At 62.0% G+C, this 11,904-nt stretch carries 12 protein-coding genes and 1 pseudogene; all 13 read left to right on the top strand.

All coding sequences use genetic code 11. The features are described from left to right. Nucleotides 1-232: 232 nt before the first annotated feature. The 13 genes and pseudogenes from FGF80_RS05230 to phoU all read left to right on the top strand — a co-directional run bounded on the left by FGF80_RS05230 (nucleotide 233) and on the right by phoU (nucleotide 11,898). A complete protein-coding gene (locus FGF80_RS05230) occupies nucleotides 233-1,210 on the top strand; it encodes a PstS family phosphate ABC transporter substrate-binding protein (RefSeq protein ID WP_138652623.1) in 978 nt (325 codons plus the stop codon). A 43-nt stretch (nucleotides 1,211-1,253) separates the two neighbouring features. Next, nucleotides 1,254-2,195 carry a phosphate ABC transporter permease subunit PstC gene (gene pstC, locus FGF80_RS05225; RefSeq protein ID WP_138652621.1) on the top strand — a complete coding sequence of 314 codons (942 nt, stop codon included), beginning with the start codon at nucleotides 1,254-1,256 and terminating at the stop codon, nucleotides 2,193-2,195. A 46-nt stretch (nucleotides 2,196-2,241) separates the two neighbouring features. Then, the gene (gene pstA / locus FGF80_RS05220; RefSeq protein WP_138652619.1) at nucleotides 2,242-3,879 is read left to right on the top strand and encodes a phosphate ABC transporter permease PstA; all 1,638 of its coding nucleotides are present in this window, start codon (nucleotides 2,242-2,244) and stop codon (nucleotides 3,877-3,879) included. A gap of 1 nt (nucleotide 3,880) precedes the next feature. Beyond that, complete coding sequence (gene pstB / locus FGF80_RS05215; RefSeq protein WP_138652617.1) at nucleotides 3,881-4,792, top strand: phosphate ABC transporter ATP-binding protein PstB; 912 nt, start codon at nucleotides 3,881-3,883, stop codon at nucleotides 4,790-4,792. Beyond that, the gene (locus FGF80_RS05210) at nucleotides 4,792-5,508 is read left to right on the top strand and encodes a phosphate signaling complex PhoU family protein (protein ID WP_138652615.1); all 717 of its coding nucleotides are present in this window, start codon (nucleotides 4,792-4,794) and stop codon (nucleotides 5,506-5,508) included. Before pstB (FGF80_RS05215) ends, FGF80_RS05210 begins: the two co-directional genes overlap by 1 nt. A gap of 48 nt (nucleotides 5,509-5,556) precedes the next feature. After that, nucleotides 5,557-5,802 (top strand): hypothetical protein, encoded by a 246-nt coding sequence (locus FGF80_RS05205; RefSeq protein WP_138652613.1) that lies wholly within the window; start codon nucleotides 5,557-5,559, stop codon nucleotides 5,800-5,802. 276 nt (nucleotides 5,803-6,078) lie between these two features. After that, nucleotides 6,079-7,053 carry a PstS family phosphate ABC transporter substrate-binding protein gene (locus FGF80_RS05200; protein ID WP_049908140.1) on the top strand — a complete coding sequence of 325 codons (975 nt, stop codon included), beginning with the start codon at nucleotides 6,079-6,081 and terminating at the stop codon, nucleotides 7,051-7,053. Next, nucleotides 7,050-7,979: a phosphate ABC transporter permease subunit PstC gene (gene pstC / locus FGF80_RS05195; RefSeq protein ID WP_138652611.1), complete on the top strand. Its 930-nt coding sequence runs from the start codon at nucleotides 7,050-7,052 to the stop codon at nucleotides 7,977-7,979. Before FGF80_RS05200 ends, pstC (FGF80_RS05195) begins: the two co-directional genes overlap by 4 nt. Further along, nucleotides 7,979-8,866 (top strand): phosphate ABC transporter permease PstA, encoded by an 888-nt coding sequence (gene pstA, locus FGF80_RS05190; protein WP_006186203.1) that lies wholly within the window; start codon nucleotides 7,979-7,981, stop codon nucleotides 8,864-8,866. Before pstC (FGF80_RS05195) ends, pstA (FGF80_RS05190) begins: the two co-directional genes overlap by 1 nt. A 2-nt stretch (nucleotides 8,867-8,868) precedes the next feature. Further along, nucleotides 8,869-9,738: a phosphate ABC transporter ATP-binding protein PstB gene (gene pstB, locus FGF80_RS05185; RefSeq protein WP_138652610.1), complete on the top strand. Its 870-nt coding sequence runs from the start codon at nucleotides 8,869-8,871 to the stop codon at nucleotides 9,736-9,738. A gap of 162 nt (nucleotides 9,739-9,900) precedes the next feature. Continuing rightward, nucleotides 9,901-10,392 carry a metal-dependent hydrolase gene (locus FGF80_RS05180; protein ID WP_138652608.1) on the top strand — a complete coding sequence of 164 codons (492 nt, stop codon included), beginning with the start codon at nucleotides 9,901-9,903 and terminating at the stop codon, nucleotides 10,390-10,392. A gap of 71 nt (nucleotides 10,393-10,463) precedes the next feature. Then, a pseudogene (locus FGF80_RS05175) lies at nucleotides 10,464-11,099 on the top strand (IS6 family transposase). Nucleotides 11,100-11,226: 127 nt separating this feature from the next. Next, nucleotides 11,227-11,898, top strand: coding sequence for a phosphate signaling complex protein PhoU (gene phoU / locus FGF80_RS05170; protein WP_006186209.1), 672 nt, complete (start codon nucleotides 11,227-11,229; stop codon nucleotides 11,896-11,898). The last annotated feature ends 6 nt before the right edge of the window (nucleotides 11,899-11,904 follow it).

Below are 11,904 nucleotides of genomic sequence, written 5' to 3'. Positions count from 1 at the left end.
CGGTGCTGGTAATTCGAACGATACTGCCCACACTCGATGTCCAGACGGTCGTTTCGAGGGAACGGTGCTGCTCGAGTCCGTCGAGCCACCTTCGAATGTTCTCCGGCCGACGGCACCGATTCCAGTTGCCATCGCCGCCGCATCGATTGTGCTATATAGACATATGTGGACACTGATCGATATATATGGCTCATAGCATCCCTTTTTTATACCCCATCGAATCAATCACGTGATGGCAGACAACCAGTTCGGACGCGACGCAGTATCGCGACGGAAGTTCATCGCCGGGACGGGTGCCGCCAGTGTCGCAGCCATCGCAGGCTGCAGCGAGACGAGCGATGGGAACGGTGACGGGGATGAGCTCTCCGGAGAGGTCATCGTCAAGGGATCGAGTACCGTCTTCCCCATCTCGGACGAGATGGCCCAGCGATTCATGAACGACCATCCGAAGGTCAACGTCACGGTCGACCCGACCGGGAGCGGCGGTGGCTTCGAGAATCACTTCTGCCCCGGGAACGCCGACATCAACGGCGCATCGCGGCCGATCAAGCAGGAGGAGACGAATCACTGCGCCGAAAACGATGTCTCGCCGATCGAGATGCACATCGCGGGCGACGCCCTCACGGTCGCGGTCAGTCCCGAGAACGACTGGGTCGATAGCATGACCTTCGACGAACTGGCCCAGATTTGGGGCGACGACAGCGCTACCATGTGGTCCGACGTTAATTCCGACTGGCCAGACGAAGAGCTCGAGCTCTACGGCCCCGACACGACCTCAGGGACCTACGACTGGTTCACCGAGAACGTCAACGGCGGCAGCCACCGGACCGAGTACGAGGGCACGGAAGACGACAACACCATCATTCAGGGCCTCGAGAACAGCCCGTACGCGATGGGATACTTCGGCTACGCGTACTACTCCGAAAACGAGGACCGCGTCAAAGCCCTCAAGATCGCAGAGAGCGAAGGCGACGACCCCTCTGCTCCGAGTCTGCAGGCGGCCAGTGAGGGAACGTATCCGCTGGCCCGACCGCTGTTCATCTACCCCGCCGAAGGCGCTCTCCAGCGTGAGCCAGTCTACGATTTCGTCAACTACTACCTTGAGAACTCGAGCGCCGATTGGATCGCCGACGAGGTCGGCTACGTCCCCGCGAATCAGGACATGGTCGACGAGAACATGAACAAACTCGAGAGCGCAGCGGGCGAGTAACACGGGCAACAGATTCGATTTTCCGGAGGAAACCGAATAGAGAATGAGTGACACATCAATAGAAGCCGATCTCACGCGATCGGCGAACGGACGGATCGCAAAGGAACGGTTGTACCACGGGCTGTTGTTCTGTTGTGCGGCAGTAACAGTCTTCGTGACGATTAGCATCGTCGCCACGCTGGCGATCGACGCCCTCGAGTTCTTCGGCCGTGTCGACCCGTACGCGTTCTTCACCGGTACGGAGTGGGTGCTGCGTAGCGATAACCCGATTCTCGGTATTCTGCCACTGGTAACCGCCACACTCATCGTGACGATCGTTTCGGCGCTCGTCGCGATCCCAGTCGGGACGGCGGCCGCAGTCTATCTGAGCGAATATGCGAGCGATCGGATGCGGTCGGTGTTGAAACCGGCGCTCGAGATCCTCGCGGGGATTCCAACTGTCGTGTACGGGTTCTTCGCGCTGGTATATCTGACGCCCTGGCTTCAGGGATTAGGCCTCGATGTGAGCCTGTTCAACCTGTTGTCCGCGTCGGTCATGGTCGGCATCATGATCATCCCGATGGTCTCCTCGATCAGCGAGGACGCCATGAGTGCCGTTCCGGACTCGCTTCGACAGGCGGGGTACGGTCTCGGTGCCACGAAGTTCGAGGTTTCGACGAAGATCGTCATCCCCGCGTCGATCTCGGGAATCTTCTCCTCGTATATCCTGGCGCTCTCGCGTGCGATCGGCGAGACGATGATCGTCGTCGTGGCCGGCGGCAGCCGAGCCCGAATGTTCGATCCGTCCGAACCGTTCGCGAATCTCCTCAACTCCGGGCAGACGATGACCGCTGCCATGGTACAGGCGGTGACGACGGACCTGTCCGGCGGAACCGCCGGGTACTATTCGATGTTTGCGATCGGACTGACGTTGTTCGCCATCACCTTCAGTATGAACCTGCTCAGCAACCGGATCGCCGCTCGGTATCGGGAGGAGTACCAATGACCCGGACCACCGTCACCGTCGCGTTCACAACGGAGGTTGGTCGCTGATGGCCACGACCGACGAACCGACGAGCACCTGGTTCGGCTCGGACGGACAGGTGAGCCAGCTCCGTGGACTGCTGTTCAAAGCCGGCTGCCTCGGCGCGACACTGCTCGCGCTGTTTCTCGTGTTCGTCTTTCTCGTCTACGTGGCGATCGACGCGATCGAACCCGGAACGGCCGATCCGGCATGGTGGGCGACAGTCGCGACGACCGTCGCGGGTCCGGCAGTCGCTCTCTCGATCTACTACTATCGTTTCGCTCCCCGGGCGGGTGAAGTCGCGTACACGGCGCTTGGATTACCCGTCGCCGCGACGCTACTCGCTGGCGGCGTTAGTATCGTTTTCAGACACATCGTGAGCCCACACGAGTGGCTCACCCTCGTCGTCGCTTCGCTCGTGGCGTACGGCGCACTCGAGGTCCACGATCGGGCTCGGGAAGCCGGGGTACTCGAGCGAGTCGTAGTCGGCGCGGCCGTGATCGGACTCACGATCGTCGGAGTCCCCGGACTGGTTCCCAGTCTCCGGACGCTGCTCCTCTCGCTTCCGGTCCTCCCGATGGCCTCGCTGTCGCTTCTGGGAACGTTCGTGGTTCCGATCGGGGTGGGAGCCGGCTGGTCCGTCCGTCGCGCCCGCGAAAGCGATCGTGCGGGTCTGATCGCCGGCGGCGTGACGGTCGCCGCGGCCGCCATCGGTGCCGTCGCCGGACCGGTCGTCGGCGTCTCCTGGACGACGTGGCTCGTTCTGACAACGGTCGTCGGTGTTCCCGTTGGACTGTACGTCGAGCGGGTTCACAGAGGTGGGAACGGCGTTTCCGGACTCGCGCTCCCGGTCGTACTCGCGGCCGGCGTCGTCGTCTGCGCTGTCATCGTCGAAACGGCCGGGTTCGCCGGACCTGATGTCTGGATCGACTGGGAGTTCCTGACCAGCGCTCACAATCGGACGCCGCGGGAGGCCGGCATCTATCCCGCGCTCGTCGGGTCGGTGATGATGATCATCGTCGTCGCACTCGCGGCGTTTCCGGTCGGCGTCGGTGCCGCGATCTATCTCGAGGAGTACGCGCCGACGGGCGGATTGAGCGGATCGATCGTCCAACTTATCGAGATCAACATCGCGAATCTCGCCGGCGTCCCGTCGGTCGTCTACGGACTACTCGGCCTGGCGCTGTTCGTCAAGGTGGGCGAGTTGCGGCCCGGAATCGTCATCGTTGGGGGGCTAACCGTCTCGTTGCTCATTCTGCCGATCATCATTATCTCCGCACAGGAGGCGATCAGGGCGGTGCCCGACTCCCAGCGGCGGGCAGCCTACGGGATCGGTGCGACACGATGGCAGACAGTGCGGACCGTCGTCTTGCCGCGAGCAATGCCCGGCATCATGACCGGAACCATTCTCGCGCTCGGCCGGGCGATCGGCGAGACGGCACCGCTGTTGATGGTCGGTGTCGCGGCAGTCGTCCGGATTTCCCCGAGGTCGTTCTTCGGACTGTTCAGTGCGATGCCCCGACAGCTCTACTCGTGGGCACAACTGGCCAAACCGGAGTTCTATCACGGGGTCCTCGCGGCCGGCGTCCTCGTCTTGCTCGTCGTCCTCCTGATGATGAACGGCACCGCGATCCTGCTTCGCAACAAGTACCAGAGACGTGACTAAGATGACTCGAAACGACACACGGAAAGCCGACGACAGCGACGAACAGCGAACTGACGGCAGCGGATCGGCCGTCTCCGAACCGACTACACGACCCGACGCAACGAGCGACTCGCTGCTTGACGACTCGTTCGACGTCACCAGCGGGACGCTGTCCGCGGACGCCGACCCAGTGATCGAGACGCGGAATCTCGACGTCTTCTATGACGGCGTCCAGGCTCTACAGGACGTCACTATCGGGATTCCGGAAAACGGCGTCACGGCGCTCATCGGCCCCTCTGGCTGCGGGAAATCGACGTTCCTCCGGTGTATCAACCGGATGAACGACCTCATCGATGCTGCGCGCGTCGAGGGCGAACTCCGGTTCGAGGGGAAAAACGTCTACGACGACGACGTCGATCCGGTCGCTCTGCGCCGGAAGATCGGCATGGTCTTTCAGTCACCCAACCCCTTCCCGAAGAGCATCCGCGACAACGTCGCGTTCGGACTGGAGGTGCAGGACAAAGCGGGCGATGTCGACGAAACGGTGCATCGAGCGCTCGAGCGGGCGGCGTTGCTCGATGAAGTCGAAGACCAACTGGACTCGAGCGGGCTTGACCTTTCGGGTGGGCAACAACAGCGTCTCTGTATCGCCCGGGCGATTGCGCCGGATCCGGACGTGCTCCTGATGGACGAGCCAGCCTCCGCGCTCGATCCGATCGCGACCTCGAAGATCGAGGACCTGATCGAGGATCTCGCCGAGGAGTACACAGTGATCATCGTCACCCACAACATGCAACAGGCGGCACGGATCTCGGATAAGACGGCGGTCTTCCTGACCGGCGGCGAACTCGTCGAATTCGACGACACCGACAAAATCTTCGAGAACCCCGAACACGATCGCGTCGAGGACTACATCACCGGCAAGTTCGGGTAATGACCCGCGAGGACTATCGGGCGCGCCTCGAGCGGCTTCGCGACGCAGTCGTCGCGATAGGCGACCGGGTCCATGCGCAACTCGACGACGCCGTTACCGCGTTGTTTACCGACGACAGTGCGCTCGCACGGGCAGTGATCACGGGCGACGACGCCGTCAACGACCGATCCCTCGAACTCGAGCGGGAGTGTCTCGACCTGCTCGCACTCCACCAACCCGTCGCCGGCGACCTTCGGTTCGTCGTCGCCGCGTTCAAGATCGTCACCGATTTCGAACGGATCGGCGATCTTGCAACCAATCTGGCGACATACACACTGGATTCGACCGGGTCATCTCCACCGCTCCCCGATGTCGATTTCGAACGGCTCGCCGCGCTCGCCCTCGAGCAGGTCGAACGGGCACTCGAGGCGTTCGTCGCGGACGATGTGGAGGCCTGTTTCGGTATTGCCGACCGCGACGACGAACTGGACGGGCGCTGTGCCAGCGTCACCGAGCGTATCGTGCGGACGCTCATCGAGCGGGGCGTCGAAGACGGTGGAAGAAACGGCTGCCGGCCCCGAAATGGAGACAGTCGGTCACCGGTCGAGGACGTGATCGCGGATGTCTCGCGGACGTTCGTGATCGTTCGCGACCTCGAGCGGGTCGGCGACCACGCCGTAAACGTGGCTGCACGCACGGTGTACGCCCTCGATAACAACGAGGAGTTGCTGGTTTGACGGCTGCTTTGGGTTCTCGGTGGAAGCACATCCCGTTGAGTCGGCGGCATGGGCACCCAAACAGCGGATCGACTCGATCTCCGGAGTACGATACCTCGCCATCGATTCCTCGTCGTCCCGTCTTTTCACGTTCAGTACCTGAAGCCCCTCGTTTCAGTGACCTGGCCGATCGACATCTTCCTCCGAAGAACGAGTAACGCGATCCGAACCGCGTCAACGGCGCGGGGACAGGTCTGTCTCGGGAAGCGCGTTTCGTCCCTGGTAACGGACTGGCTACTCGAGGGTCTCGAGTAGCAGTGTGCCCCCGAACGAACGTGGCGTCGCGTAGTCGGCCGTCTGTGGTACGGCGACCAGGTCTATATATGTCGCCGTTATTCCGATCGCAATTGGTCTGGAATGTTTTCCGTTCTCGAAGGTCAAATAAACGGAACGGTATCTATTGGCATATGTACGCGTTCCATGGACAGCTGTCGGTACTCACCGTATCGCCATCAGCTCCGCCAGGTGGTATATAGCACTATATAGGTATCATAGTAGTATACTTATCCGCTCTGTGGCTTCGATTCGGTGATGTCGAGAGATTCCACGGCGTCTTTGCCGGCCGGACTCGGTCGGCGTGATTTTCTCGCCGCGGCAAGTGTTGGCCTCTCCGGCGGGTTGGCCGGTTGTACCGGCGTCTTCGCCGCGGAGGGCAACAACGTAAACATCGCGGGGAGCAGTACCGTCTTCCCCGTGACCGAGGCGATCGCCTCCTCGTTTTCCGAACAGAATCCCACCGTCAACCTCTCGCTCAGCAAGACCGGAACCGGTGGTGGGTTCGGGAACTTCTTCTGTGCGGGCCGGACCGACATTAACAACGCGAGTCGGTCGATCGCCGACGCCGAAATCGAACAGTGCGGGAACAACGATATCACGCCGATCGAACTCCAGGTCGCGACCGACGCGCTGACGGTCGTCGTCAATCCCGACGCCGATTGGATCGACTGTCTCACTGTCGAACAGCTCCGGGAGATCTGGCGCGCCGGCGGCGCGACCCACTGGAGCGATATCAACGAGGAGTGGCCCGACGAACCGTTCGAACTGTACGGGGCCGCGACGACCTCGGGGACGTTCGACTACTTCAACGAGGCCATCATCGGTGAGGAAGAAAACCACCGGAGCGATTACCACGCGACCGAGCGCGACCGAACGATCGTTCAGGGAGTACAGGGCTCGGAGTACGCGATGGGCTACTTCGGCTTCTCGTACTACAGCGAGAACCCGGACTCGATCAAGGCGATCTCGGTCGACGACGGCGACGGCTGCGTCGAGCCGTCGATCCAGACGGCGATGAACGGCGAGTACACGCCCCTCTCGCGACCCCTGTTCATCTACGTCGCCAAGGAGTCGCTCGAGAAGGCGGCCGTCCGCGACTTCGCCCGGTTCTACATGAAGCGGGCCGCGACGGACCTCGTCTCGGAGGTCGGCTACGTGCCGATCACCGAGGACAAACGCGACGAGAACATAGAGAAACTCAAGGCCGCGATCGAGGAGGTGACGGCATGAGCCAGCCGGACTTCTCCCACGACGGGATCCGCACGGCGCGGGGCACCGCCTTCCGCTATCTCTTCATGCTGTGTGCGCTCCTGTCGATCCTGACGACCGTCGCGATCATCCTGACGCTGCTGATCGACGCGGTCGATTTCTTCGCGCAGGTTTCGCTCGTCGACTTCCTCACCGGTACGCGCTGGAGTCCGACGAACGAGCCGATCGCCTTCGGCGTCCTCCCGCTGATCTCGGGGACGCTGGTCATCACGATCGGATCGGCGCTGGTCGCGCTCCCGATCGGACTGCTAACTGCCATCTATCTCAGCGAGTACGCCTCCGATCGACGGCGGGCGTACCTCAAGCCTGCGCTCGAGGTACTCGCCGGCGTCCCGACGGTCGTCTACGGCTACTTCGCGCTGGTCTACGTCACGCCGGCGATCGACGCGATCCTGCCGGTCGATCTCTCGACGTTCAACGCGCTGTCGGCCTCGATCATGGTCGGCATCATGATCATCCCGATGGTGTCCTCGATCAGCGAGGACGCCATGAGCGCCGTCCCGGACTCGCTGCGACAGGCCAGTTACGGGCTCGGCGCGACGAAATTCACCGTCTCGACGTCGGTCGTCGTACCGGCGGCGCTGTCGGGAATCTTCTCCTCCTTTATCCTCGCGCTCTCGCGGGCGATCGGCGAGACGATGATCGTCGCCATCGCCGCGGGCCAGACGCCGCGGATGATCGACCTGACCGACCCGGCGGGGATGTTCCTCGATTCGATTCAGCCCATGACCTCCGCGATGGTCCAGATCGGCACCGGCGACATCGTCGGGCAGGGCCCGGCGTACAAGAGCCTCTTCGCGGTCGGGCTGACCCTGTTCGTCATCACCTTCGTCATGAACCTGATCAGTGAACTCGTCGCGTCGCGGTACCGGGAGGTGTATCGCTGATGGCGGCCGACACCGGAGAGACGCCTGCCGACGGCTTCGGGCGCGTCAGTCGGACGAAAGACGTCGCGTTCCGCCTGCTCGCGCTCGCGGCGACGCTGGTCGGCATCGTGTCGCTTGCGGCGTTGCTGCTGAACGTCGCCGTCGACGCCGTCGGCTGGCTCGACTGGCAGTTCCTCACGAACCCGCCACACCCCAACCCCTACGAGGCCGGGTTCCTGCCCGCGCTCGTCGGCTCGATCGCGATCATGCTGATGATCGCGCTCGTTACCTTCCCGCTCGGCGTCGGGGCCGCGGTCTACCTCGAGGAGTACGCCAACGACGGCTATCTCACGCGATTCATCCAACTCAATATCGCGAACCTCGCGGGGGTCCCCTCAGTCGTCTACGGCCTGTTGGGCCTGGGTCTGTTCGTGGGCCTGTTCAACATCGGCTACGGGTCGGTACTGGCGGCCGCGTTTACCATCGCCTTGCTCATCCTGCCGATCGTGATTATCTCCGCACAGGAGGCGATTCGGGCCGTCCCCGACTCCCAGCGGCAGGCGTCGTACGGGATGGGCGCGACGAAGTGGCAGACGATCCGCAACGTCGTGTTGCCCCGCGCGATGCCCGGCATCATGACCGGGACGATCCTCGCGCTGGGGCGAGCAATCGGCGAGACGGCACCGCTGATCATGATCGCCGCGCCGACGACGGTCTTCGGGCTGCCCAACAGCTTCTTCAGCAAAGTCAGCGCCATGCCACTCCAGATTTACAACTGGGCGTCCTATCCCCAGACGGAGTTCCAGTACGGCGTCGTCGCCGCCGGCGTCGTCACGCTACTCGTCGTCTTGCTTACGATCAACTCGATCGCGATCGTCATCCGGAACCGGTATCAACAGCGCACCTGACAATGACTAACGAACAGATGACTCCCTCGGAAACGGAACCGACCGACAACCAGACCGCCCCGACGCCGGGCACCGACGGCCTCGCCGATACCGCCGATTTCGACGGGGAAACGATGACCGATCGAACGCTGCTCGAGGCGCGGGACCTGAGCGTCTACTACGGGGAGGAGCAAGCGCTCTCCGATGTCGACATCGAGATCCCCGAAAAGCAAGTCACGGCGGTCATCGGCCCGTCGGGCTGTGGGAAATCCACGTTCCTCCGGTGTATCAACCGGATGAACGACCTCGTCGACAGCGCCCGCGTCGAGGGCGAACTGCGCTTCGACGGGAAGAACGTCTACGATGACGATGTCGACCCCGTCGCCCTGCGCCGGAAGATCGGCATGGTCTTCCAGTCGCCCAATCCCTTCCCGAAGAGCATCCGCGACAACGTCGCCTACGGGCTCAAAGTCCAGGGGAAAAAGGACAACGTCGACGAGAAAGTACACACCGCCCTCAAGCGGGCGGCGTTGCTCGATGAGGTCGAAGACCAACTGGACTCGAGCGGGCTGGACCTTTCCGGTGGCCAACAACAACGGCTGTGTATCGCCCGCGCGATCGCGCCGGACCCGGACGTGATCCTGATGGACGAGCCGGCCTCGGCGCTGGACCCGGTCGCGACCTCGAAAATCGAGGATCTGATCGAGGACCTCGCCGAGGAGTATACCGTCGTCATCGTCACCCACAACATGCAACAGGCGGCCCGGATCTCGGATAAGACGGCGGTCTTCCTGACCGGCGGCGAACTCGTCGAGTTCGACGACACCAACAAAATCTTCGAGAACCCCGAACACGACCGCGTCGAGGACTACATCACCGGCAAGTTCGGATAACTCCGGTCGTCGCGTGCCGTCCGGTTGCGGTTTCGACGAATCATCGTCGCGTTCCTCCCATATGAGAGTGGAAGTCTCCCGACGGAGACCCTCGGGCGGTCGACTACTTGTTTTTGGCTGACCATGCCGCTTATTATCGGGTATCGCATGGTCTCGAGACCCATGGTCGCCACCGGGGTTCACATCCTGCTCAGTCTAGCACTGATTTCAGTCCTCCGTCGGTCCGGACGGCCCGAGCCGTACCTCGTCGGGGCACTCGCCGCCGCCGTCCCCGATAGCGACACGTTCGTGTTTCGGCCGCTGGTCGAAATCGGCTACGCCGGGGGTGTCCTGTGGGGCCATCGGGGGCTCACACACTCGCTGCTCGGAGGGGTCGTCGTGATCGTCCTCCTCTCGTTCGTCGGTCCGTGGCGGGCCGCTGCCATCGGGTTCGGTTCCCACGTCGTCTTCGATTTCCTGTCCGGTGGCGTCCGACTGCTCGCCCCCCTCGATCGAACGCTGTACGGACTGTCGTTCGATTGGGTACTCCTGAACGCGCTGACATCGGTGTTCGCTGTCACCGTACTTCTCGGCGACCTGCTCGGCAGGAAATACGGCCTCGAGACCCGAACCGAGTCGTATACCGCGGAGCCGATCCTCGAGTGGCTCCGCTAACAGTTATTGGCCTCGTTTAGGCCGTGTTTCGGTAAGCGTGAACAGTGAGGCGGTACGATTTTGTGGTTCTTATGCCAAAAACCGACCGCCTCAGCGGGTGTAGCGACTGGATCGATTTGAGTGGTGTGGACCGAGAGCGGACACCGCGGCAGCTGATGGAGTTCGGTATTCGACTCCACCTTGCTGGACTGTCGCTTTCGAATACCGTTCGAGAGCTCGAGAAGTTCGGTGTCAAGCGATCGCGAAAGGCCGTTGACGATTGGGTACAGAAAGCCGATCTACAGCCAGCAACTGATGCGAATCCAAATCATGTTGCGATCGGCGAAACCGTGATTCGGATCGAGGAGCAGCAATAGTGGCTGTACGCTGCAGTCGTTCCTGAAACGAACAGAATCCTCCATAGACGGCTGTTCTCCACGACGACGACCGCGTTGACTGAACTCGTTTTACGAGAACTAACCGAGAACCATGACATCGAAGATGCTGTGTTTCTCGTTGATGACGCACAGCATCTTCAGACAGCACTTCGCCGACATGGGCTCCGGTTTCGATATGAAAAACAGGGAAATCGGACTGCTGTTGAACGTGTTTTTAGGGAGATACGGCGACGTTCCTCCTCGGTCTCAAACTGTTTCAGTCATGTCTGCCGACCAATCACAAACTCATGGCTCCAAGCCGTCGCTGTCTGGCAGACTGCTACAAACTAAACACGACCGCCACCGATGGACCCGCCGATCGGGACCACCGGAGACGCCGACCGCGAGTCTCGAGGGGACGGCGACCGAGGTGAGATCGCACGCAGTCTTTATCAAGGATGGGCAGGTTTCAACCAGTATGGCCAGACAATCCTACCAGGAAAAGCTCACGGAACTCCGTGAGGACGTCCTTTACATGAGTGAGGTCGTCATGGAACGGCTTCGAATGGGCATGGATGCCCTCGAGCAGAAAGACGAGGACCTCGCCCGCGAAGTGATCGAGGGCGACGGCGAGATCAACCGGATGTATCTCGATCTCGAACAGGACTGTATCGACCTGCTCGCCCTCCAGCAGCCGGTCGCGAGCGACCTGCGGTTCATCGCCGCCTCGTTCAAGATCATCACCGACCTCGAGCGGATCGCCGATCTGGCGACCAACCTCGGCGAGTACACGATGGACGCCGAGCGGGACCTGTTCCCCGACGTCGACGTCCAGGAGATGGGCGAGTTGACGCTCGACATGCTCGAGGACGCGATGCTCGCCTACGACACCGAGGATACCGACAGCTGTCGAGCACTCGCCGCCCGCGACGATGAACTCGACCAGTTCGCCGAACGGGCCAGCGAGATCGTCGTCCGAGACCTCATCGAGCGCGAACTCGAGTCGACCGAAGAGGTCGAGCGGATTCTACAGGACGTTTCGCGGCTCCTGTTGACGATCCGTGACTTGGAACGCGTCGGCGATCACACCGTCAACATCGCCGCGCGGACCCTGTACATGGTCGAGAACGACGACGAACTCATCTACTGAGGGAGC

It is taken from the genome of Natrinema pallidum, assembly GCF_005890195.1.
In the GTDB taxonomy this organism is placed as follows: Archaea; Halobacteriota; Halobacteria; order Halobacteriales; family Natrialbaceae; genus Natrinema; species Natrinema pallidum.
The sequence above is the reverse complement of the archived record's forward strand: the minus strand, read 5'-3'. Positions and strand labels throughout refer to the sequence as shown.

What these genes read in the sequence shown, in the direction of transcription:
- FGF80_RS05230 (WP_138652623.1), top strand. Translation starts at nt 233, where the DNA reads ATGGCAGACAACCAGTTCGGACGCGACGCAGTATCGCGACGGAAGTTC.
- pstC (WP_138652621.1), top strand. Translation starts at nt 1,254, where the DNA reads ATGAGTGACACATCAATAGAAGCCGATCTCACGCGATCGGCGAACGGA.
- pstA (WP_138652619.1), top strand. Translation starts at nt 2,242, where the DNA reads ATGGCCACGACCGACGAACCGACGAGCACCTGGTTCGGCTCGGACGGA.
- pstB (WP_138652617.1), top strand. Translation starts at nt 3,881, where the DNA reads ATGACTCGAAACGACACACGGAAAGCCGACGACAGCGACGAACAGCGA.
- FGF80_RS05210 (WP_138652615.1), top strand. Translation starts at nt 4,792, where the DNA reads ATGACCCGCGAGGACTATCGGGCGCGCCTCGAGCGGCTTCGCGACGCA.
- FGF80_RS05205 (WP_138652613.1), top strand. Translation starts at nt 5,557, where the DNA reads ATGGGCACCCAAACAGCGGATCGACTCGATCTCCGGAGTACGATACCT.
- FGF80_RS05200 (WP_049908140.1), top strand. Translation starts at nt 6,079, where the DNA reads ATGTCGAGAGATTCCACGGCGTCTTTGCCGGCCGGACTCGGTCGGCGT.
- pstC (WP_138652611.1), top strand. Translation starts at nt 7,050, where the DNA reads ATGAGCCAGCCGGACTTCTCCCACGACGGGATCCGCACGGCGCGGGGC.
- pstA (WP_006186203.1), top strand. Translation starts at nt 7,979, where the DNA reads ATGGCGGCCGACACCGGAGAGACGCCTGCCGACGGCTTCGGGCGCGTC.
- pstB (WP_138652610.1), top strand. Translation starts at nt 8,869, where the DNA reads ATGACTAACGAACAGATGACTCCCTCGGAAACGGAACCGACCGACAAC.
- FGF80_RS05180 (WP_138652608.1), top strand. Translation starts at nt 9,901, where the DNA reads ATGGTCGCCACCGGGGTTCACATCCTGCTCAGTCTAGCACTGATTTCA.
- phoU (WP_006186209.1), top strand. Translation starts at nt 11,227, where the DNA reads ATGGCCAGACAATCCTACCAGGAAAAGCTCACGGAACTCCGTGAGGAC.